The following is a 20,996-nucleotide window of genomic DNA, read 5'->3' as shown; positions in this document are numbered from 1 at the left end:
CACGCTACGGGAAGCTCCCTCTCTGCGATTCGGGATGCTTATCCTGCTGTAGCGTGTTGCCTGTGGCGCACGGCGAGAACGGCAATCGGCGAAAATCGCACGAATCTCACGGGTTACGTGGGCCATAGGCCCACGCTACGGGACGCTCCCTCTCTGCGGTTCAGGATGCTTATCCTGCTGCTGATTGGTGGCAGGACCTAGGCCCCCCACAACTGCTAAGTGATATCAGTGCCGGATCAGATGGTGTTTTCCAGGATCATGGGCACCAGGTGCAGACAGCCGTTCATCACACCGCTTTCACTCAACTGCAGATTGGCAAACTGGTTCAGCTCGTACGCCTTACCCACCAGAGCCACACTCTCCAACCGGAAATGGTTGTCCAGGCAGACGATCTGACTGGCCCTCACGATGTCGTGGTGTTGATTCAGATTGTCCTGCAGCCGGGTAAGCAGGGTGCGTTTGCGCGTATCGAACACATAGCTGAGTGTCGCCAGACATTCAGTATCCGGTTCGGCCTGTATCAACTGTTCTGAGCGGCGCTCCCGGATCAGGTCCCGGAAGAACTCGCTGCGATTGCGATAGCCTCCCTGTTCCGTCATCTGATCCAGTTCCGACAAAAGGTCACTGTCCAGTGACACGGTGATCCGCTCAGTCGTCATCGTTTCAATCCTCGGTATTACGAATTTTCACGTCTTCACATTTTATTGATTCTGATCAGAAACACAAAGTATGACGAAATCTAATATCTTCACACCGAAATCAAGGAGCGAGTGAAGTGAGGTTGCTGTCATTGCTGTTCATGCTGGTATGGAGTCTGTTGCCAGTGTCTGCGTATTCCGCCGGTGCCATTGAGAACTGTGGTGTTCACCTTGCCCCGGCCCCCAAGGCAGAGCGCATCGTGTCTCTGAACCAGCAGGCCACGGAAGCCCTGATCGCCATTGGCGCTGACCAACAACTGCTGGCGCAGGCGTACCAGGACGATGCCCCGGCGTCCCGCTGGGCCGAACGGTTTGACGCCATTCCAACTCTGGCCAGGGAGTATCCCAACCCGGAGTCCCTGTTAGCAGAGAAGCCTGACTTGCTGGTGGCCGGGTTTTCCAGCGCCTTTAGTGATTGGGGTGTAGGAGCCCGGGAGCGCTGGCTTGCCTACGGTGCCCGCAGTTACCTGTTTGAGTCCGCCTGCGCCCGACAGACGGTGACGCTGGACGGGCTGTATCGCGATATGGCGAACCTTGGCCAGCTCACCGGCCTGCAAGCCGAAGCGGAAAGCTGGGTCCAGACACAGCAACAGCGTCTCTCCAAACTGCAGTGGCCGGAATCGCAGCAAAAGCCCAAGGTACTGCTGTGGTTGCGTGAATATGATCTGCCCTATGTGGCGGGCTGCTGTGGTGCTGGCAACCTGCTGATTGAGCAAGCGGGTGGCATCAATGTCGCCGCTGATCTGCCGAAGTCCTGGGGCCATCTCTCCTGGGAAACGATATTGAGTCGTCAGCCCGATCTGATCCTGATGGTGGATTCCAATTGGTCCTCCTTCGACCAAAAACAGGCCTATCTGAATGGCGCGCTCTATGCCCGTTACCTCAACGCTCTGACCGCCGGACAACTTCACCCCATCGCGTTCTCTGAAACGATGGCGGGCGTGCGTCTTCCCGATGGCATTGAGCGTGCGCATCAACTGTTTCGGGCCTGGCAGCCATGAGGGGGCCTGCCAATCCGGCTACCGTTTACGGGCTGGGGATCGGTGTGTTGCTGCTGTTGCTGCTGGCGAGTCTGGCGTGGGGCGCGCTGCCACTGGATCTCAATCAGCTAATGGGAGGTCTCAGACGCCAGAGTGATCACGCCCTGGCACAGGCGATCATCTGGGAGATGCGTTTGCCCCGGGCCCTGCTGGCGGCGCTGGTTGGGGCGGCACTGGCGGTCGCTGGCGTGCTGAGTCAGACGCTGGTGCGCAATCCCCTTGCTGATCCCTATCTGCTTGGCATCGCTAATGGGGCATCCCTTTTTGCTGTGGGCGGCTTGACCCTTGGGCTCTCCGTACCTCAGCCGCTGCTGGCGCTTCTGGGCGCGGCTCTGACCTTCGCACTGGTAATGGTCACCGCCCAGCAGAAGGGGCTGAGGCTGGCGCCGTTTGCGCTGATCCTTTGCGGTGTCACCATCAGTGCACTGGGCTCGTCACTCACCACCCTGATGATGTTGATGGGGGATGAACGGGCTTTGAGCCAGATCCTGCACTGGTTGATGGGGTCCCTGGCGGGCACCGAATGGCGCGAGTTGTTGCCCCTGTCCCTCGCGCTGGTGATCGCACTGCCACTGCTTATCCTACGCAGCCATGAGTGGGACCGTCTGCTACTGGGAGAGGATAAAGCCCAGTCCCTCGGCCTGACTCTGGTCAGCACCCGTCGTCTTCTTGCCCTGGTGATTCTGCTGTTGACCGCACTGGCGGTCGCCAGTGCTGGTGTAGTGGGCTTTCTGGGATTGCTGGTGCCCCATCTGTGCCGACTCTGGATGGGAGCTGGCCACCGAATTCTGATCCCCACCGCAGCGCTGATGGGCGCGATCCTCTGTATTGCTGTCGATCTTCTCTGCCGCACCATGCTCGCCCCAACGGAAATCCCCCTTTCCATTCCTCTGGCGATCGTGACCGCCCCAATGCTTTTGTCCCTAATCCGGAGACAGGCCAATGCTGTTCATTGATCACCTGCAACTGGCCAGCCACGGATTGCGTCTTTCCAAGCCGCTGGAGTTGCGCTTGCCACAGGGGCAGTGGCTGGGGCTGCTGGGGCCAAATGGTTGTGGCAAGACCACACTGCTGAAGACGTTGGCGGGATTGCTGCCTGCCGGAGAAGGGCGGCTGTGGTTTTCTGATCAGTCGCTGCTGACCATGACGCCGAGAGAGCGGGCGCATCAGTTGGCCATCATGGTGCAACACAACGCCCCCTGTGGTGGCTTAACGGTGGAGCAGGTGGTGGCGCTCGGCAAAGCGCCGGATCGGGTTCTGGACCGAACCTGGTTGGATCAACTGCTGCAAACCTGTGGGCTTACGGCGTTGCGCCGCATGCCACTGGAGCGGCTTTCAGGGGGGCAGGTCCAGCGAACCATGCTGGCGCAGGCTCTGTTTCAGGACACCCCGGTAATGCTGCTGGATGAGCCTGCCAACCACCTGGACATCTTCCATCTCCATCATCTGCTCTCGCTGTTGCGGCAACGGTCCCTCACCGTCATCGCCAGCTTTCACGATATGAATCTTGCCGCGCAGTATTGCGACCAACTGCTGCTTCTGGCCGATGGCGAGCAGATCGCCAGCGGCGCGCCGGAGCAGGTGTTGACCCAGTCAAATCTGCTGAAGGCATACGGCGTCGAAACCCACATTGCCACCGGCGTCCACGGGCGGCCGCAGGTCACGGTGCTGGGGCGTCAGGACAACAAAAGGAACTTGGTATGAACAAAGTAAGGCTGCTCGTTGCCATCGCACTGGCACAGACGGCGCCCTCGGTATTGGCGGTGGATGAGGTGATGGTGGTCACCCACCGAACTCTGGAGGAGAGCCTGGCGCTGGATCAGGCCCGCTTAGGCAACAGCCTGGTCATCGTTGAGCGGGAGCAGATTGAACAGTTTGGCCAGGGGGACATCAACGACATCCTGGCGCAACTGGTGCCCGGGCTGTTTGCGGCGGGAAAAGGGGGTCGGTTTGATGGCGCCTATTACTCCCTCCAGGGCTCCCGCAAGCAGGACATCCTCTGGTTGATTGATGGCAACCGTCTCAACAATCGGCTTTATGGTGGCATCTACCTGGACAGCCTGAACCCCAACATCATCGAGCGGATTGAGGTACTGAAAGGCGGCCAGGGGATCATCTATGGCAGTGATGCCATCGCAGGCGTGATCAATATCGTCACCCGCAACTACCAGGGGGAGAGCGAAACCAGCGTTAACATCGGGACCGATACGCTGCCAAGCCTGAATACCGATCTCTTTCTCAGCCGGGCCTATGGGCCGGTTGAGTTGTCCCTGTTTGGCGCCTACGCCCTGAGCGAGGGCCATCAACTCTGGCAGGACAGCGACATCCACTGGACCGCCGCCGATGACGTTAAGCGTGGATACCGGGTCGCCAATCTGGGGGGCAAGGTGCGATGGGTGCTGGATACGGACCGCTATCTCACCCTGTTGGCACAGTGGAATGACAGCGATCTGGAACGGCTTCGCCCCTACGGCACCATCGACAGCGATAATCAGCGCGAAGAACGGATAGCCACGCTGGATTACCAGCACCGGCTGGATCCCAGCTGGATGCTGCAACTTAAGGCCTATTACCACGCGTGGGACAGTTACTACAGCCGCATCGACCAGAATGAGTCCGGCGACATTATCGTGATGGATAACAACAGCTACTGGGGGTTTGAGGATTACGGACTGAAGGCGATCCTCCGTTGGGATCAACAAACCAATCAGAGCTGGCTCTTCGGAGCCGAACTGCAGCGCTACCGGGGCGAAGATGAGGTGATGGAGTTTGTCAGCGAAACCGAAACCGTTACCTCTCTGTTTGCCCAGTTCCGTCCCCGTATTCTGAATACTGATTTTGCTTTAGGCCTGCGCTACAGCGACATCTCCGGCGCGGGAGACAGTCTGAACTGGAGCATCGGCGGTGAATCCCAGTACAGCGAAAGGGTCCGGCTCAACGCCTCTTTGGGCACCGGGTTTCGCTTGCCGACCGCTGAAGAGCTCTACTCGGTTGAAGAGGAGGGCGGCATCATCGGTGACCCCAACCTGAAACCGGAATACAGCCTTAATGCCAATCTGGGCGCTTTGGTATCCCTGTCCGACTGGACCCTGGAACCGCTGTTGTTCTGGCGACAGGTGGATGACCTGATCGGCATTGAGGACAAATACTTCCGCAATCTGGAGGGCCAGGTAGAGACTTATGGGGTGGAACTCCTGCTCAATACCTCCGGAGAGTACTGGCAACTCGATATGGCCACCAGCTATGCCAAAAGCGAGGAGGAGGGCAGCGATAAACAGCTGGACGAGGTGCCCAAATGGCTGGCCAGCGCTGACCTGAACATCCGGGCATCCGAATCTCTGCAGCTGTTTATCCAGGGGCATTACACCGGTGAGTTCACGCAATACCAGACGGTGGCGGGGGATTACTGGTTGCTCCATTTGGGCGCGCAATATCGTCTGGCCCGACACCAATTCAACCTGAGGCTCGAGAATGCACTGAACAATGACTACGACGTCAGTGTGTTTAACCCGGGTTCCTCAGCGCCGGAAGAGCACCGCGATCCGATCACCACTCGGGGCACGCCTCGCAATCTGCAATTCAATTACCGTTACCAGTTCTAGGAGAGCGTTATGAGTCAGCGAATTCTGTTTATCGGCGTGTATGGCATGGAGATGGTTGAGTGCGGTGGTGCGCTCGCGATCAATGCCAACAGTGGCGGGCGCTCATTCGCGTCAATCATGCTGGCAAAGGATGAGATGAAAGCGCAGCTTCGGCGCGCCGCAGAGGTGTTGGGAGTAGAGCGCATCGACTTCAACGACTTCGAGCGTGGCGGCATCGACCTGCGCCGGGAGTACAAACTGGCGCTGGTTCGGGTCATTCGGGAAACCCGCCCGGATATCATCATTACCCAAGACCCCGAACACAGCTTCGACGACCTTGATCCGGACCGCCGTCCAGCGATGTTGCTGATTCTCGAAGCTATAGCGCTGGCGGGAAGGGATTTTGGCCTGGAGTCGATGCCGGAACTGGCTCCCCATCCGGTGCCGACCATCTACTATATGAGCCCCAAGCATCCCAACTGCTGTATCTCTCTGGCGGATGTATGGCAACAGAAGGAGGAAGCGATGGACTGCCTCTCTGCCCAGATGTCCTACTCCGGAGAGCATTTCACTGAACGTCTGAGCGCCGCCGAACAGCATGCGTTGCATCCGCGTTTTACCGAGTTGTCCATGCAAGAGCGGGGAAGGGAGGTGCAGCGGGCGATGGACCGGGCGCTTTATCTTCACACCGGCCTGGTTAGCCACAGTCGTTACGCCCTGGCCGAACCTTACCGCCGCCACGGCATGATGGAGCTGCAAGCGTTGATGGTGTAAACGAGCAAGAGCCATCAAGCTTGCTAAGGGGGCGCACAGTGATGCGCCCCGTTTCTTTCTCTGCGGCGTCGGGAGGGAAGATTTCCCGTGGGCTAGAAGCCCACGCTACGCGGAACCCCACCTCTCCGGTTCAGAATGCTGACCTTGCCGTAGCGTGCTGCCTGTGGCGCACGGTCTGAACGAGAAAAAGGCGGTAATCGCCCCGAAGCGGTCGTTAGGGGCTTTGGCGAGGAAGACCGCTTTGTGCTCCAAGCGGTCATAGACGGGAACTGACCGAACGGTCGCTTATGGGCGGATAGCGGCCGTTGTAGTGGTAGGCATAAACTTCCATATCGCTTAATCTTTCTATAGCTTGGTTGGTATCTGAAGCACTCACGCTACACACAATAGACATCATGACTAAGTCACTTTGGCTCACTATCGCTATGGCAACATTCGGTGTCTCGGCAGCAAACATCGATGACAATCGATGGGAAATTTCCTACGGCGAAAACGCCTGCTATAGCAAATCAATGCTGCCAATTTCTTCTGTTAGCGGGGAAGCCCAACTCTCTGTGGTGGTCGGTTTGGCTCGCACTAATTCAGAATATTCAATTAAAGGAAGGCCGGTTAAGGGCAGGGTTATTCAAGTTCAAGTGTTGGATAAAGAAGGACTCGTCGAGCAAAGAGAACTTCTTATCGGTGCCGGAAAGTCAAAGTTCCAAGCAATCAGTCAGTACCAGAGTGAATTAGGTTGGCACTATTTTTTGATAAATGAAGATGCAGAAGCTGTTTGGGGATCAGTTCTGAAAAGCCAAGACATGGTTGTAGAAGCCCCAAGCTTGGGCAAGTTTAGTTTTTCACTTGATGGAACCAACATCGTTGATGCGATGATGAGTGCTTGCGCAGAAGTTGTGTCTTAGCTGGATTGCGAAGTGTCTCCTTTGTCGTGAAGTCCAGACGTTTTTCGATTTGCTTCATCTGACTGCTCCTGGCCGTTAAGCGCCCGTGCGAAAAGCCGTTGCAGGCCATGGGGAGAGGATTGTAACGCTCATTACCGGCTTTTCGAGGACTACACGTTCCTGTACGGTGTAACGAAGTAGTGCAAATTCCTCAGCAGTGTTTTTACTTATGAACCGAACGATACTGAGCGTGGCACTCGTGGCAATGGCCACAACAAATGCCTTGTTCGATCTCTTTAGAAGCGGTTTTGCTCAGGGTGTAGATAGCTTCATGCTGTTTTTCGCTGTTGCTGTAGGCCTTGCCTCAGCATTACCTTCGTTTGCTGCACTCTCAATTGCCTCTCGAACCAATTTTAAAATTCGAGGAACTAGGGTTTATTCAGTGGCTGCTGATGCAGTGCTCTTACTTAGCCTATGTGCATATGGCTACCTGCTATTGGTACGAGAACGTCCAGATTATTATCCCGGAGCATCTCATCTCTACGTTGCGACTTGGCCAGTGTTCCTCGGCTTGGTGGCCATAACTTTCTATCTGGCCTGCTTGGCGTTGCAGGGATTGCACTGGCTAAGGTCGAAGAAGGTTAACGCTCGTTAATTGAACCAAGCTTGGGCGTCCGCAGTGGAGCAAAGAGCGGCTATTCAGGCAGCGTCCTCGACTGACCGCAATTGGCCGTTAAGCGACTATCGAGGCCTAGCCACCAAACTTAATAGTATGAAAAAATTCAAATGAAATACTTGTAAATTCCGTTGGTTATCTTGTTCTGGTGGGTCGCTGACAGCAGCTACGAACACAAGTTTGCAGTTAGCATGTTTATCTTCGTTTTGTTCACCTTGCTTTGGGGTGCAGTCAATCGATCCCGATAAATTCGAGCGTCAGCTAACCCCTCGAAAGCAGACGTGCAGCCAGATCACCTGACTGACCGCTGCGGGCCGATAGCACCCGCGTATATCTGGACGATGAATGACCGCTCCTTGCCTCCAGGCAACACCCTTTCCCGAAAGCTGAAAACCAAACTCTGTAATAGACGGCACAAACCGTACCGTGCGCTTTAGCTTTTTATCTCTGGTATCCGCTCCGCGTCACCGGCTGGCCCTTTCAAATGCAAAACCATTGGCCATCGGTGATTTCCCTAAAGTAGCGCTTTCACTTAATCCCAATGGAAAACTGGGTCCCTGACTAAGCCGTTGGCTACGCTTTAGACTCCGTTTGGCGCGTGAGGTTGAAAGAGGAGCGAGTGATGAAAAGTCGAATCGCGGTAATCCTGACGGCTTTGATGGGTTTGCTGATTCCGGTAACGGGAAACGCGGAATCCGTATTGGAGCAGCTGGACGCGGCCAACAAGGCGTTCGCCAAAGCCATCGTGGCCGGAGACATCGATTATCTGGTTAACGACTACACGGATGACGCCTGCATCATCGCCCCCCAAGCACCGCTGACCTGCGGAAAAGCGGCGATAAGACCTTTCTGGGTCTCTGTTATCGAATCCAATCCCAAGAACGTCGAACTTATTACTCAAAATGCTGAGCAGCAGGGCAACCTGTCCTATGCAACCGGCGAACTGATCATCACGGATGCCGAGTCCGGGGTCCACAAAAGCCGCTTTGTGCTGGTTTTTAAGCTTGTAGATGGTGCCTGGAAGCTTCATGTGGATTCATGGACACCTCAGTAAGTTGCGACGACACCGCAAAGAAAGCCGGGCGATATCCGCTCCCCTGAAAGCCCAAATAGGGGCAGGGAACAGGGCGTTAACTGGCCTTCAAGGAAAGCACGATGTCAGCAACTGATCCTCAAGCCATTGGCAGACACTTTGGCCCTAACTGGTTCGCCTCGGTGATGGGCACCGGCATCATTGCCAATGCCGCCATTGGATTGCCTTTGGTGGGGCCAAAACTGGCCGGTTTTGGTTTGGTGGTGTGGTCCCTAGCCAGCCTGATGCTGCTTGCTCTAGTGGTGGTATTGCTGATTCAGGTGGTTCGCAAGCCCCATGTCTACGCACACCACTTTGATGACCCGGTGATGTCGCAGTTCTGGGGCGCACCGCCGATGGCACTGATGACCATCGCCGGTGGCACTCTGCTGTTTGGCCACAATCTGTTTTCTCATCAGACGGTGTTAACCATCGCCTGGACCCTGTGGTGTATTGGCACCATCAGCGGCTTTATTGTGGCCATCGTCGTGCCTTTTCGACTTTTTACCCACCACAGGGTACGGCCGGATGCGGCGTTCGGTGGCTGGCTGATGCCGGTAGTGTCACCGATGGTTTCTGCCGCCATTGGTGCCATGCTGATCCCTCACGCTACAGGGCTGGCGCTGCAGCAGACCATGCTCTTTCTCTGTTATGCCCTGTTTGGTGTCAGCCTGGTTGGTGCGCTGATCATCATTACGCTGATCTGGAGCCGGTTGGCGCACTACGGCACCTCTGGTGGGGCAAGGGTGCCCACGCTTTGGATTGTGCTGGGGCCTTTGGGCCAGTCGATTACGGCGGCAGGGGCTCTGGGCCTGGTAGCGTTGGATATCGTCGAGCAGCCATTGGCAGGCAGCATGAATGCGATGGCCACCCTGTACGGCATTCCGGTCTGGGGTTTTGCGTTCTACTGGTCCTTTATGGCGGGGCTGCTGACACTTCGCGCCATTCGCAAAAAGATGCCGTTTGCCCTGACCTGGTGGGCCTTTACCTTTCCGGTTGGTACCTGCGTCACCGGCACCACCCAAATCGCCCTGCATACCGGATTGGCATTGTTTGAGTGGGCAGCGGTCCTGCTGTTTGTTGGGCTGCTTTGCGCTTGGATGACCGCTGCTATCGGCACGGTACGAGGCTTTCGGGGGCATCAGGTGCTGCGAGCCCCGGCACGGTCCCCGGAGGTGGCGTCGAGAAAGAATCTGGATGATTCCTGATGGCTCAAGTTCGTGCGATCCCGGAATCAACAACGCCCCCGATTTTGGGGGCGTTGTTGTTAGATGACCAGATGCGGAAGGGGTTCAGCGTTTCATACGTCCGCGCCACTGCATCACCCGCTCCTGAAAAGTGAGCATGGGTTGAGGCACGCCCTCTGCGGTGCCCTGGGCCATCAGGCCAGGATGGCGGGCAATCACGACATCGAGAGAGCGTGTTTGTCCTGGAGCCACATCCACCATCAGCAGGTGCATCCCCTGGGCGATCGCTTTATCAAAGCTGTCGATGCGATGGTGTGGATGCTGCAGGCCGATAAGGCCACCCTCCCAGGTGCAGAAGCCCAGTACCAGAGCAGCAAACATCCAGATAGGCACCCAACCCAGCCCGCCGACGCCCCACCAGAACGCCAGTGCGAGCATGGTCATCGCCAGACCTGCGCCCAGTTGCAGACCGCGCCAGGCGTAGTAGAGCAGATCGTAAAGGATCAACGAGGAGACCGGCAGCAGCCGAAACCGTCGAATCAGCGACGGATGACGGCTGTGCACGTGGATCTGGGCTGGACTCAATCCCTGTTTTTCCAGCTGCCGCTCCACCAGCTCCAGCTCCCACAGGCTGGTGCTGAGGTAGTAGTGGCGGATCATAAGCCCTCCCACCCAGGCAGTGGTTTCTGCAAGGGTAGACCATCCCGGGCAAAGGGCGCAGGTTAACGTCGGTTGAGTTCGCTGAGAAAGCCGGTGAGGTTTTCGGTGCGGTAGCAGGCGTCCGGGTTGGCGAGATCGTGGCGGTTTACCAGAACCGTGCGCATCCCCATGGTGCGGGCGGTATTCAGGTTGTCTGGCTGATCATCAAACATCACCGCGCTGTCGGCATGAAAACCAAAGTGATCGCAGATGGTTTTGAACGCGTGAGGGTGGGGCTTCATCTGAAAGTCCACCTGCTCGACGCTGAATAAGCCTTCGAAGCAGTGGCTCAGGCCCAGGTGGTCGAGCAACCGTTCGGCATAGGCGCGGGGAGAGTTGGTAAAGAGGATCCGACGTTTCTGGGTAGCCAACAACTCGTCGGCCAGTTCCGGTACTCGCGGCAGTGCATCCAGGGCGACGTCGTGGGCGTATTGGGAGAAGGCGTCGAGATCGACTTCCGGGTGATGCAGTTGCAGACCACGCAGGGTGCCGCCGTACTGCTTGTAGTAGCGTTGGCAGAACGCCTGGGCATCAGCCGGGTTCAGATCGAACTGGCGGCCAACAAAGTCGCGCATGCGCTGGCCAACCTGGTCAAGAATGCCGGACTCCGGCGCATAGAGGGTGTTATCGAGATCAAACAGATAAACGTCACGTTCCAGCAATGGTGACACGGTGGGGGAACTCCTGTACTGCGGGGGCCAGCAAGGTTAACAGTGCCCCCGTCAGCTCGCAAGGGATCAGAACTCGCCGTTGACCCGGGCGTCGATACCCTGTTCCACAAACCACTGCGCGATCGCTTTCAGGCGTTCATTGGGGGTTTCAGGCCAGGTTTTTGCCGTGTCGCCGACGCCGTGGTGACGGAAGCCGTTCAGCTTAAGGGGGCGCGTTCCCGGCAGACTCTTGATAAAGGCCGCCAACGCATCGAGTTCTTCCTGGCTGTCATTCTGGTTCACGATCACCAGAAAGCGCAGTTCGGCGAGTTTGTCCTGCTCCGCCAGATGTCGGGCACTGGCCAGCACCTTGGCGTTGTCCCGACCGGTCAGCCGTTTGTGCAGGGCCGGATCCATCGCTTTGATGTCCAGCATCACGCCGTCGCTGTGGGTGAGCAGCGGAGCCCACTGCGCCGTATCCAATAAGCCATTGGAATCGATAAGCAGGCTCAGATGAGCGGCTTTGGGATGGCGCTTCAGGCGGGCCTGAAGCTCCGTGAGAAAGCGATGCTGCTGAGTGGCTTCGCCGCCGGAAAAGGTGACCCCATCCAGCAGCAGAGCGTGGTCGGCGATCTCATTAAGCAATTGCTCAACGCCGTAACGGCGGGCATAGGGCGAACCGCTGCGCTCGCAGTGGGGCAGGCAGTGATCGCAGCGCTCACACTGGTCCGCCTTATGCTGCAAACGCCGCTTACCATTAACGCTGGCGTCCTGCAGCGCCTGATGGGGACAGTGCGGCACACAGTCAAGACAGTGATTGCAGTGTCCGATGGTTTGCGGGTTGTGGCAGGTGACGCAGCGCATGTTGCAGCCCTGGAAGAACACCACCATGCGACTGCCGGGGCCGTCTACGCAGGAGAAGGGCAGGACCCGGTTGACCGGAGCGTTAAGCTCCGGTCTTTTGATGGCGCCCAGGGTCAGGCCGCCAGGCGCGGGTGCCAGCGGTTTCAGGCTTACCACAGGTTGGAGGGGTTCTGTTCGTGGTTCAGGGTCCGCGCCTGACGGCTGAGGATCTGGCCCACATCCACCGCTTCCAGCCCCAGTGCCGTGGACTGGTGGCGCTCAGCCTGGTTGCGATACTTCTCGATGTCCGATTTCTTCACCAGGAAACCGGTGACGCGCACCAGATCGTTATCGCTCAGGTTGGCGGTAAACACCCGCATGCCCAGACGGAAGCCGCCACGGATCAGACGGGTCATCGCTTCCGGGTTGCGACGGATGGTGGGGTCGAAGCCCAGAATGTCGCTGACCCCGGCCTGGAAGTAGGTGTGCATCCGGGCAGTGGCGCGGATGTAGCTGGCCGGGTCCGGCTCTTCGCCGATGGGGATGCGGGTGCCCGCAGTTTCATCGGTGTCGCAGGAGATCCCGGACTGAGCGTGCAGCATCACCTTGTTGTTCAGGCAGTGCGGCATCTCAATCTTGTCGACCGCTTCGGCGTAGGCGGCGATCAGGGTTTCCGCCAGGGTATTGGCTTCCTCATCCAGACCGTAGCGACCGGATTTCCCGGCAGCAGCCATCAGCTGATTCACCAGTTCGGCGGTGCCGTAGATCCCAAACATGGCGGTGAACTTAGCCGGATCCAGCAGCCCTTCCTGACACAGGAAGTGGTGGCGATAGAACTGGGTGTCCTCCACCAATCCACGGATGCGGTGCTCCAGCCCCCGGGCCATCAGGTCGACGCAGCGGGGCAGGGCAGTGTTCAGGTAGTCCTCGACGGTGCCGTCACACAGCGCAAAGGAGACCCGCAGGTTCAGGCGCAGCAGGGTGTGAGCACCACCGCCCAGCGGCAGGGAGTTAAAGCAGCTGACGTTGGCGTAGTCGCCTTCGAAATCTTTGGCGATCCGCTCATGGTTGGCGATATGGGGCTTATTGCAGGCGATGATGTTGTTGGTCAGTAGCGCCAGAAGATCGTCCGGGGTGACGCCCGCCTGGTAGCGGAAGGTCAGGTTGGGAACCGATTGCGCCAGCTCGGCATCGATGCGCAGCAGGGTGCGACCCACACGGCTGTCCTGGGGTCCCAGGTTAACGTGGGCGAAGGAGTCCGGCACGATGCGATCGATCATCTGCCAGAAGCGGCGCAGTTTCTTGTAGAGCTGCTCATCGCACAGGTCGCCAACAAAGGGTTCCAGCAGGGTATCGAGATGGCCGAGAAAGACCGGGTAGGTGGTGACCGAGGGCACGTGCTGATAGAGGATGGTCAGCAGGTGCAGGGCATCGTCCAGATCCTGCGCCGGTTCCAGCTCCAGAAACTCGCTGCCGCCGGTCAGGGTTTTGGCGTAGTCCGGCAGGGTATAGCGGGGCTTGAAGGGGGCGGCGGGCTCGAACATCTCGTGCAGCAGGCCACTCTTGACCGCTTCGGCCACATCGTCGCTGTAGTTGCAGCCCGGCAGTTCGGCTTCCAGGCGTTGATAGAGAGCCAGCTGCTTTTGCGCCGGTGTCAGGGTGTGCAGCCGCACCAGTCGCGCGGCGTCGTCCAGTAGGGTTTGATAAGCGGGCATCGGACTTCTCTTCTCGGTTCCGTTGAGGCCAGACAACGCCGGCCAGGGCATGACCGCAGTGTAACAACCGATTCGAAATTTCCCGCTGCTGACGCGCGGGTTCTGAGAGCGGGATCGCCATATTGCGAAATTGCTATCAAGCGGTTGAATGGATTGGGAATGATCCAGACGGGTAGCACTGTTCCGAGTTGTACTTGGGGCGGGTTATTGCCATACTGCGGCGGTCTTGTCGGAGTGCCCAATATGAATGGGCTGAGATCGCGAAAGCGGGATCCGTGGAACCTGAACCGGTTAGTACCGGCGTAGGAAAACAAGCAACGCCCCCAGTGGCTTGTCTGAGCTATCAGTGCAAGTCGATCCCTGCAAAGCCAGGGAACCTCCATCCGGGGGCGCACAATTTGTTCGCCAACAGGCTCACGTCCGGCAGGCAATTTTCCATAGGGAACACCTGGAGATTGCAATGTCGACTGACACCCCGAAAAACGGCGTTTCCCGCCGTCAACGCCGCGACGCGGCACAAACCTTTCTGGATAACCTGAAAGGGCACCCTTTTCCCAACTCTGAGAAGCTCTATCTCACCGGCTCCCGCGATGACATTCGTGTGGGGATGCGACAGATTCACCTGACGCCCTCGGTGATTGGCGGCGACCAGAACAATCCCATCACCCGGGACAACGAATCGATCCCCGTCTACGACACCGCTGGCCCCTACAGCGATCCTCACGCGCAGCTGGACGTTCGCGCTGGCCTGCCCAAGTTGCGTCAGGGCTGGATCCTGGAACGGGATGACACAGAGGCGCTGGAGGAGGTCTCCTCCCGCTTTACCCAACAGCGTCTGGCGGATGGCGGTTTTGACCATCTTCGTTTTGAACAGCTGCCCAAACCCCGCCGCGCCAAAGCGGGTAAAAACGTCTCCCAACTCCACTATGCCCGCGCCGGAATCGTCACCCCTGAGATGGAGTATGTGGCGATCCGGGAGAATTTGGGCCGGGAGCGGATCCGAAACGAAATCCTGAAGAAAGCCCACCCGGGCCAGAGTTTTGGCGCCAATCTGCCGGAGGCGATCACGCCGGAGTTTGTCCGGGATGAGATCGCCCGTGGACGGGCGATCATTCCCGCTAACATCAACCACCCGGAAGCGGAGCCGATGATCATTGGCCGCAACTTCCTGGTGAAGGTGAACGCCAATATCGGCAACTCCTCGGTCAGTTCCTCCATTGAGGAGGAGGTGGAGAAGCTGGTGTGGTCCTGTCGCTGGGGCGCCGATACGGTGATGGATCTCTCCACCGGGCGCCATATCCATGAAACCCGGGAGTGGATCATCCGTAACTCTCCGGTACCGATTGGCACCGTGCCGATCTATCAAGCGCTGGAGAAGGTGAATGGCATCGCCGAAGACCTGACCTGGGCGATCTTCCGGGACACCCTGATCGAGCAGGCGGAGCAGGGGGTGGATTACTTCACCATCCATGCCGGTGTGTTGCTGCGTTATGTCCCGATGACCGCCGAACGGGTCACCGGCATCGTGTCCCGGGGCGGCTCCATCATGGCCAAGTGGTGTCTGTATCACCACAAGGAGAACTTCCTCTACGAGCATTTTGCCGAGATCTGCGAGATCTGCGCCCAGTACGATGTATCTCTGTCACTGGGGGACGGCATGCGCCCCGGCGCCATTGTGGACGCCAACGATCGTGCCCAGTTTGCGGAACTGGAAACCCTGGGTGAACTGACCCGCATCGCCTGGCAGCACGACGTACAGACCATCATCGAAGGCCCCGGCCATGTGCCGATGCATCTGGTGAAGATCAATATGGAGAAGCAGCTGGAAGACTGCATGGAGGCGCCGTTCTACACACTGGGCCCGCAGGTGACCGATGTGGCCCCTGGCTATGACCACTTCACCTCCGGCATCGGTGCCGCGATGATCGGCTGGTACGGCTGCGCCATGCTCTGTTACGTCACCCCGAAGGAGCATCTGGGTCTGCCGGATAAGGAGGATGTGAAGCAGGGGTTGATCGCCTACAAGATCGCCGCCCACGCCGCGGATGTGGCGAAGGGGCACCCAGGCGCTCAGATCCGCGATAACGCGCTCTCTCTGGCCCGCTTCGAGTTCCGTTGGGAGGACCAGTTCAATCTCTCCCTGGACCCGGAAACCGCCAAGGCCTACCACGATGCCACCCTGCCTCAGGAGAGTGCGAAAGTGGCGCACTTCTGCTCCATGTGCGGCCCCAAATTCTGTTCCATGAAGATCACCCAGGAGGTGCGGGACTTCGCGGCCAACCAGGCCAACCGCATCGAGATCGACACCGTTGAAGCCCAAACCGGTATGGCGCAGAAAGCGCAGGAGTTCCGGGAGGGCGGTGCCCAGCTGTATTCCGAGGTGAAGCCATGAGTAAGGTCAACGGAGCGGCATCGCGCCGTCCCATCGTCTGGACCATCGCTGGCAGTGATTCCGGCGGCGGGGCAGGGATACAGGCGGATCTGCTGACCATGCACGATCTGGGCGGCCACGGCTGTAGCGTCATCACCTGCATCACCGCCCAAAACTCGGTGGCGGTGGACCATGTGGAAGCGATCTCCATAGAAGGCTTTTTGGCCCAGCTTGATACCCTCTGGGCAGACTTGCCACCCGCCGCCATCAAGATTGGCCTGCTGCCGGGTCCGGCCCATATCGAGGCACTGACCCACTGGTTTGAAGCCCGTCAGGGGGCGCTGCCCCCGGTGGTGCTGGACCCGGTTCTGGTAGCCAGTTCAGGCGCCATGCTGAATGTCAGCGAAGCGATGGACCAGTTCGACCCCCTGTTTCCCTATGTGGCGCTGATCACCCCCAATGGTGATGAACTGGCCGCACTGACCGGCGTGGCGATAGACAGCCCGAAGGCGGTGGTCGAAGCCTGTCAGCGGTTGCTGGATCGCGGCGTCTGCGCTGTGTTGGCCAAGGGCGGCCACTTTGATCATCTGCATCCGGGTCGCTGCGTCGATCTGCTATTCAGCGCGGGCCTGAAGACCCTGTTTGACGGCCCCCGCATCGATACTCAACACACCCACGGCAGCGGCTGCACGCTCTCTTCGGCACTGGCGACCCTGTTGGCACAGGATTACGTGTTGGAGGATGCGCTGTCGGTGGTTCGGGCTTATCTGCACAACGGCTTGTCTGCCGCCGTTGCTTATGGCGCAGGCCCGGGCCCGCTGGCGCGTACCGGCTGGCCCACACGGCTGAACGATTTCCCGACGGTGCCATTGCCCGGCAGTCCGCTGGCACGAGCGTATGGCCTGAACGCCTCGGTCAATATGCCGGAAGCCCCTTTTGCGGAGAGCGAAGTGGCGGAGTTGGGGATCTATCCGGTGGTGGACAGCGTTGAGTGGGTGGAGCGCCTGCTGACGCTGGGGGTAAAAACCCTGCAGCTGCGAATCAAAGACCGATCACCACATATCGTGGAAACGGAGATCGCCCGGGCCATTGAACTGGGCCATGCCCATCAGGCCCGGCTCTTTATCAACGATTACTGGCAACTGGCGATCAAACACAGTGCCTATGGGGTGCATCTGGGTCAGGAGGATATGGAATCCGCCGATCTGGCGTCGATTCAACGTGCCGGCCTGAAGCTGGGCCTCTCCACCCACGGCTACTTTGAGATCCTCCGTGCCCACGCCCTGAAGCCCAGTTATATCGCCATGGGGCACATCTTCCCGACCCCCACCAAAGCGATGCCGTCGGCACCGCAGGGTCTGGACCGACTGCATCGCTATGTTGCACTGGTTCAGCCGCACTGTCCGGCGGTGGCCATTGGGGGCATTGATGAGGTGCGAGCGATTGAGGTGGCCAAAACCGGGGTGGGCAGCATCGCCGTGGTGCGCGCGGTGACTCAGGCAACCGATGTGAGCGCAGCACTGACCAGTCTGCAGGCTGCGTTTGATGCTTGGCCCACTCTGGCGACCGAGGTGTCCAATGTTGCTTGATCAGGATTTCCTTCGCTATGGCCGCCAGTTGCTGCTGCCTCAATGGGGGGAGTCCGGGCAAAACCTACTGGCGCAGAAACGGGTGGTGATCATCGGGCTGGGGGGCCTTGGCTGCCCAGTGTTGCAGTACCTGGCGGGCGCTGGCATCGGCGGATTCCGCCTGGTGGATGCCGACGCGGTGTCTCTCTCAAATCTGCCCCGGCAAACCCTCTATACGCCTGCAGATGTGGGGCGCAGCAAGGCAGAGGCGGCGGCAGAGTGGGTGGGTCGTCATAACCCGGCAATCAAGGTGGAGGTGGAAACCCGGATGGCGACCGCCTCAACTCTGCCCAGACTGCTGACCGGGGCGGATCTGGTGCTGGATTGCACCGATAACTTGACCACCCGCCACGCCATCAACGCTGCCTGCGTAAAGGCGGGCAAACCGTTGGTCAGCGGTGCGGCGATCGGCTGGCAGGGCCAGTTGCTGGTGGTTCAGCCCCAAAGCGCCGATTCGGCTTGCTTTGCCTGCCTGAGCGATCCCGATGAACACACCCAGTCCGCGTCCTGTGCTGAAGCGGGAATCGTGGGTCCGGTGGTGGGCACCGTCGGTACCCTGCAGGCGTTGCTGGCGATTCAGCTTCTGCTGGGGCTGGATTCGCCTGCGGGGCTGCACCGTTTTGACGGCCTGCATTTTCAGTGGCAGCGCTTTGCGCTCGCCAAATCACCGGAGTGTCCGGTATGCGCCAATGCGCTTTGTGAGTAACGCCATGAGAATCATCCTGAATCAACAACCCCAACAGGTATCGGCGGCCACCGTCGCCGAACTGGTGGCCAACCTTGGCCAGGACAAGCCCGGTGTAGCCGTGGCGCTGAATGGCCAGGTGGTCAGTAAGCCCCGCTGGGGAGAGACCCCTCTGAATGAGGGCGACACCCTGGACCTCTTTTCCGTCATTGCCGGAGGCTGATAATGCTGACCATCGCAGACAAAACCTTCTCCTCTCGTCTTTTTACCGGCACGGGTAAATTTGCCTCCAATGCGCTGATGCAGGAGACCATCGCCGCGTCTGGCTCACAACTGGTGACCCTGGCGCTGAAACGGGTCGATCTGACCGGAGCTCAGGGGGACATCTTTTCCCCGCTGAAGGCGATTGGCGTGGACCTGTTGCCCAACACCTCCGGCGCGCGCACCGCAGAGGAGGCGATCTACGCCGCTCGTCTGGCCCGGGAGGCGCTGGGCACCCACTGGCTGAAGCTGGAGATCCACCCGGACCCGCGCTACCTGTTGCCGGATCCCATCGAGACCCTGAAAGCGGCCGAGGTGCTTTGCGCTGAAGGCTTTGTGGTGCTGCCCTATTGTCACGCCGACCCGGTGCTCTGTAAGCGGCTGGAGGAGGCGGGCTGCGCCGCCGTGATGCCTCTTGGGGCGCCCATCGGTTCCAACCAGGGACTGAAAACCGAAGCCTTCCTTAAGATCATCATTGAACAGGCCAAAGTGCCCGTGGTGGTAGATGCGGGTATTGGTGCGCCGTCCCACGCCGCCTGGGCGATGGAGCTGGGCGCTGATGCGGTGTTGGTGAATACCGCGATGGCGGTGGCGGGTAACCCGGTTGCCATGGGCGAAGCCTTTAAGCTGGCGGTCGCCTCCGGCCGCATCGCCTATGAGTCCGGGCTGGGCGCGGTGTCGACTCAGGCTGCCGCCACCAGTCCATTGACCGGGTTTCTGAGCTGAGGTCAGACAATGAGTTTCTATCTCCAATGGCAGCAGCAGGATTGGGATGCGCTGGCGCTGACCATCAACAGCAAAACGGAAGCGGATGTCGTTCAGGCACTGGCCAAACCAAAGCGGGACTGGCAGGACTTTCTGGCGCTGGTGTCACCGGCGGCAGAATCCCACGTTGAGGGGCTGGCAGGACGCTCCATGCAGCTGACGCGACAGCGCTTTGGCAACAATGTGGGGCTCTACGTGCCCCTCTACCTCTCCAACCTCTGCGCCAACGAGTGTGACTACTGTGGTTTCTCCATGAGTAACCGCATTAAGCGCCATACGCTGGATGAAACAGAGCTGGAGCGGGAGCTTCAGGCGATCAAAGCGATGGGGTTTGACAACATCCTGCTGGTGACCGGGGAGCATGAAACCAAGGTGGGCATGGACTATTTCCGCCGAATGCTGCCCCGGGTGAAGTCCCACTTTACCTATCTGCAGATGGAGGTTCAGCCGCTGGACACGGCGGAATATCAGGAGCTGAAAACCCTGGGGCTGGATGCGGTCATGGTGTATCAGGAGACCTACCATTCCCGTACCTACGCCCAACACCACCTGCGCGGCAATAAGACCGACTTTCGCTACCGTCTGGAAACGCCGGACCGCCTGGGACAGGCAGGAATCGACAAGATTGGGATTGGTGCTCTGCTGGGACTGGCCAGTTGGCGGGTGGAAGCGGCGATGGTGGCTCTGCATCTGGATTACCTGCAGCGTACCTACTGGCGCAGCCGCTATTCGGTCTCCTTCCCCCGTCTTCGTCCCTGTACCGGGGGATTGGAGCCGGTGTCGCCGGTAGGGGAGCGTCAGTTGGTGCAGTTGATTGCCGCGTTAAGACTGTTTGCTCCGGAGGTGGACCTCTCGCTCTCCACCCGGGAGTCGGCCCACTTTCGGGATAATGTCTTCCCCCTTGGGATCACCACCGCTTCGGCCGCCTCAAGCACCCGCCCGGGAGGCTATGCCGAGCGCAGTGATGATCTGGAGCAGTTCAGCATCGACGATGACCGTACGCCACAGGCGGTAGCAGATGCCCTTGTGACAAAGGGGCTGCAGCCGGTATGGAAAGATTGGGAACCGGTCTACTCAGGAATTGTGGCGGAGAATGAGGTGGCGACGTTGCCAAAAAAGTAACCCCTTTGTAAGGCGTCAGCCCAATTGCGTCAGAGCGCCCGTTAACTCGGGCGCTTTCTGTTTAATGCTTCAGTTTTCAGCAGATAAAACTTGCTCGAAATTAAAGGAATTCGACCTGTCTGATCCGTTTCACAAATCTTTTACCTGGTATCAAATCGACCATTTGGCTGGTCACCCGGACCTGTAGCGGCTAACGGTTTGCCAGTACTTTCTCTGTTGCGACTGCGCGTCTTTAAAGCGAAAGGAAATGTGGATGAAACGAGCAAAAGAAAACCGCATAACCGAAAGCCTGGTGGCAAGGTGTAATGGTGGTCACATGCCCGACGCTGCGCGATTGATCTGTTTATC

19 protein-coding genes and 1 riboswitch are annotated in these 20,996 nt (G+C 58.8%); of the genes, 14 read left to right on the top strand and 5 right to left on the bottom strand.

All coding sequences use genetic code 11. The features are described from left to right. Nucleotides 1-236: 236 nt before the first annotated feature. Nucleotides 237-659 carry a nickel-responsive transcriptional regulator NikR gene (gene nikR / locus KUV52_RS14070; protein WP_222526552.1) on the bottom strand — a complete coding sequence of 141 codons (423 nt, stop codon included), beginning with the start codon at nucleotides 657-659 and terminating at the stop codon, nucleotides 237-239. A 164-nt stretch (nucleotides 660-823) separates the two neighbouring features. Between nikR and KUV52_RS14065 the strand changes: the two genes are divergently transcribed. The 8 genes from KUV52_RS14065 to KUV52_RS14030 all read left to right on the top strand — a co-directional run bounded on the left by KUV52_RS14065 (nucleotide 824) and on the right by KUV52_RS14030 (nucleotide 9,930). Then, nucleotides 824-1,699 (top strand): ABC transporter substrate-binding protein, encoded by an 876-nt coding sequence (locus tag KUV52_RS14065; protein WP_222526551.1) that lies wholly within the window; start codon nucleotides 824-826, stop codon nucleotides 1,697-1,699. Further along, nucleotides 1,696-2,694 carry a FecCD family ABC transporter permease gene (locus tag KUV52_RS14060; protein ID WP_222526550.1) on the top strand — a complete coding sequence of 333 codons (999 nt, stop codon included), beginning with the start codon at nucleotides 1,696-1,698 and terminating at the stop codon, nucleotides 2,692-2,694. Before KUV52_RS14065 ends, KUV52_RS14060 begins: the two co-directional genes overlap by 4 nt. Beyond that, complete coding sequence (locus KUV52_RS14055; RefSeq protein WP_222526549.1) at nucleotides 2,681-3,442, top strand: ABC transporter ATP-binding protein; 762 nt, start codon at nucleotides 2,681-2,683, stop codon at nucleotides 3,440-3,442. Before KUV52_RS14060 ends, KUV52_RS14055 begins: the two co-directional genes overlap by 14 nt. Beyond that, entirely contained in the window at nucleotides 3,439-5,340 is a 1,902-nt protein-coding gene (locus KUV52_RS14050; RefSeq protein ID WP_222526548.1) for a TonB-dependent receptor plug domain-containing protein, read from the top strand. Before KUV52_RS14055 ends, KUV52_RS14050 begins: the two co-directional genes overlap by 4 nt. Before the next feature lie 9 nt (nucleotides 5,341-5,349). Continuing rightward, nucleotides 5,350-6,093 carry a PIG-L deacetylase family protein gene (locus KUV52_RS14045; protein ID WP_222526547.1) on the top strand — a complete coding sequence of 248 codons (744 nt, stop codon included), beginning with the start codon at nucleotides 5,350-5,352 and terminating at the stop codon, nucleotides 6,091-6,093. A gap of 395 nt (nucleotides 6,094-6,488) precedes the next feature. Then, nucleotides 6,489-6,995, top strand: coding sequence for a hypothetical protein (locus KUV52_RS14040; protein WP_222526546.1), 507 nt, complete (start codon nucleotides 6,489-6,491; stop codon nucleotides 6,993-6,995). Between the two features lie 1,277 nt (nucleotides 6,996-8,272). Beyond that, the gene (locus KUV52_RS14035) at nucleotides 8,273-8,704 is read left to right on the top strand and encodes a YybH family protein (RefSeq protein ID WP_222526545.1); all 432 of its coding nucleotides are present in this window, start codon (nucleotides 8,273-8,275) and stop codon (nucleotides 8,702-8,704) included. A 101-nt stretch (nucleotides 8,705-8,805) separates the two neighbouring features. Beyond that, nucleotides 8,806-9,930 (top strand): TDT family transporter, encoded by a 1,125-nt coding sequence (locus KUV52_RS14030; protein ID WP_222526544.1) that lies wholly within the window; start codon nucleotides 8,806-8,808, stop codon nucleotides 9,928-9,930. Between the two features lie 84 nt (nucleotides 9,931-10,014). On the opposite strand, the gene KUV52_RS14025 is transcribed toward KUV52_RS14030, so the two are convergent. The 4 genes from KUV52_RS14025 to KUV52_RS14010 all read right to left on the bottom strand — a co-directional run bounded on the left by KUV52_RS14025 (nucleotide 10,015) and on the right by KUV52_RS14010 (nucleotide 13,816). Further along, nucleotides 10,015-10,569: a hypothetical protein gene (locus KUV52_RS14025; RefSeq protein ID WP_222526543.1), complete on the bottom strand. Its 555-nt coding sequence runs from the start codon at nucleotides 10,567-10,569 to the stop codon at nucleotides 10,015-10,017. Nucleotides 10,570-10,631: 62 nt separating this feature from the next. After that, nucleotides 10,632-11,279 carry a pyrimidine 5'-nucleotidase gene (locus KUV52_RS14020; RefSeq protein ID WP_222526542.1) on the bottom strand — a complete coding sequence of 216 codons (648 nt, stop codon included), beginning with the start codon at nucleotides 11,277-11,279 and terminating at the stop codon, nucleotides 10,632-10,634. 66 nt (nucleotides 11,280-11,345) lie between these two features. Continuing rightward, a complete protein-coding gene (locus KUV52_RS14015; RefSeq protein ID WP_222526541.1) occupies nucleotides 11,346-12,278 on the bottom strand; it encodes a YjjW family glycine radical enzyme activase in 933 nt (310 codons plus the stop codon). Beyond that, a complete protein-coding gene (locus KUV52_RS14010; RefSeq protein ID WP_222526540.1) occupies nucleotides 12,272-13,816 on the bottom strand; it encodes a YjjI family glycine radical enzyme in 1,545 nt (514 codons plus the stop codon). The genes KUV52_RS14015 and KUV52_RS14010 overlap by 7 nt, the downstream gene beginning before the upstream one ends. A gap of 220 nt (nucleotides 13,817-14,036) precedes the next feature. After that, nucleotides 14,037-14,143, top strand: a riboswitch (TPP riboswitch). A gap of 133 nt (nucleotides 14,144-14,276) precedes the next feature. Between KUV52_RS14010 and thiC the strand changes: the two genes are divergently transcribed. The 6 genes from thiC to thiH are packed head-to-tail and all read left to right on the top strand — an operon-like array spanning nucleotide 14,277 to nucleotide 20,648. Further along, nucleotides 14,277-16,208, top strand: a complete 1,932-nt coding sequence (thiC, locus tag KUV52_RS14005) for a phosphomethylpyrimidine synthase ThiC (RefSeq protein ID WP_261389988.1) — start codon at nucleotides 14,277-14,279, stop codon at nucleotides 16,206-16,208. Further along, nucleotides 16,205-17,776, top strand: a complete 1,572-nt coding sequence (gene thiE / locus KUV52_RS14000) for a thiamine phosphate synthase (protein ID WP_222526539.1) — start codon at nucleotides 16,205-16,207, stop codon at nucleotides 17,774-17,776. Before thiC ends, thiE begins: the two co-directional genes overlap by 4 nt. Next, nucleotides 17,766-18,521, top strand: a complete 756-nt coding sequence (locus KUV52_RS13995; RefSeq protein WP_222526538.1) for a HesA/MoeB/ThiF family protein — start codon at nucleotides 17,766-17,768, stop codon at nucleotides 18,519-18,521. The genes thiE and KUV52_RS13995 overlap by 11 nt, the downstream gene beginning before the upstream one ends. Before the next feature lie 4 nt (nucleotides 18,522-18,525). Next, nucleotides 18,526-18,723 (top strand): sulfur carrier protein ThiS, encoded by a 198-nt coding sequence (gene thiS, locus KUV52_RS13990; RefSeq protein ID WP_222526537.1) that lies wholly within the window; start codon nucleotides 18,526-18,528, stop codon nucleotides 18,721-18,723. A 2-nt stretch (nucleotides 18,724-18,725) separates the two neighbouring features. Continuing rightward, a complete protein-coding gene (locus KUV52_RS13985) occupies nucleotides 18,726-19,487 on the top strand; it encodes a thiazole synthase (RefSeq protein ID WP_222526536.1) in 762 nt (253 codons plus the stop codon). A 9-nt stretch (nucleotides 19,488-19,496) separates the two neighbouring features. Beyond that, nucleotides 19,497-20,648: a 2-iminoacetate synthase ThiH gene (thiH, locus tag KUV52_RS13980; RefSeq protein WP_222526535.1), complete on the top strand. Its 1,152-nt coding sequence runs from the start codon at nucleotides 19,497-19,499 to the stop codon at nucleotides 20,646-20,648. The last annotated feature ends 348 nt before the right edge of the window (nucleotides 20,649-20,996 follow it).

It is taken from the genome of Ferrimonas balearica (assembly GCF_019802055.1).
In the GTDB taxonomy this organism is placed as follows: Bacteria; Pseudomonadota; Gammaproteobacteria; order Enterobacterales; family Shewanellaceae; genus Ferrimonas; species Ferrimonas balearica_A.
Note: the sequence above shows the minus strand (reverse complement) of the source record. Positions and strands in the feature narration are given on the sequence as shown.

Bases quoted from the DNA above. Each gene is read 5' to 3' on its own strand.
- nikR (WP_222526552.1), bottom strand. From the start codon at position 659: ATGACGACTGAGCGGATCACCGTGTCACTGGACAGTGACCTTTTGTCG.
- KUV52_RS14060 (WP_222526550.1), top strand. From the start codon at position 1,696: ATGAGGGGGCCTGCCAATCCGGCTACCGTTTACGGGCTGGGGATCGGT.
- KUV52_RS14055 (WP_222526549.1), top strand. From the start codon at position 2,681: ATGCTGTTCATTGATCACCTGCAACTGGCCAGCCACGGATTGCGTCTT.
- KUV52_RS14050 (WP_222526548.1), top strand. From the start codon at position 3,439: ATGAACAAAGTAAGGCTGCTCGTTGCCATCGCACTGGCACAGACGGCG.
- KUV52_RS14045 (WP_222526547.1), top strand. From the start codon at position 5,350: ATGAGTCAGCGAATTCTGTTTATCGGCGTGTATGGCATGGAGATGGTT.
- KUV52_RS14040 (WP_222526546.1), top strand. From the start codon at position 6,489: ATGACTAAGTCACTTTGGCTCACTATCGCTATGGCAACATTCGGTGTC.
- KUV52_RS14035 (WP_222526545.1), top strand. From the start codon at position 8,273: ATGAAAAGTCGAATCGCGGTAATCCTGACGGCTTTGATGGGTTTGCTG.
- KUV52_RS14030 (WP_222526544.1), top strand. From the start codon at position 8,806: ATGTCAGCAACTGATCCTCAAGCCATTGGCAGACACTTTGGCCCTAAC.
- KUV52_RS14025 (WP_222526543.1), bottom strand. From the start codon at position 10,569: ATGATCCGCCACTACTACCTCAGCACCAGCCTGTGGGAGCTGGAGCTG.
- KUV52_RS14010 (WP_222526540.1), bottom strand. From the start codon at position 13,816: ATGCCCGCTTATCAAACCCTACTGGACGACGCCGCGCGACTGGTGCGG.
- thiC (WP_261389988.1), top strand. From the start codon at position 14,277: ATGTCGACTGACACCCCGAAAAACGGCGTTTCCCGCCGTCAACGCCGC.
- thiE (WP_222526539.1), top strand. From the start codon at position 16,205: ATGAGTAAGGTCAACGGAGCGGCATCGCGCCGTCCCATCGTCTGGACC.
- KUV52_RS13995 (WP_222526538.1), top strand. From the start codon at position 17,766: ATGTTGCTTGATCAGGATTTCCTTCGCTATGGCCGCCAGTTGCTGCTG.
- thiS (WP_222526537.1), top strand. From the start codon at position 18,526: ATGAGAATCATCCTGAATCAACAACCCCAACAGGTATCGGCGGCCACC.
- KUV52_RS13985 (WP_222526536.1), top strand. From the start codon at position 18,726: ATGCTGACCATCGCAGACAAAACCTTCTCCTCTCGTCTTTTTACCGGC.
- thiH (WP_222526535.1), top strand. From the start codon at position 19,497: ATGAGTTTCTATCTCCAATGGCAGCAGCAGGATTGGGATGCGCTGGCG.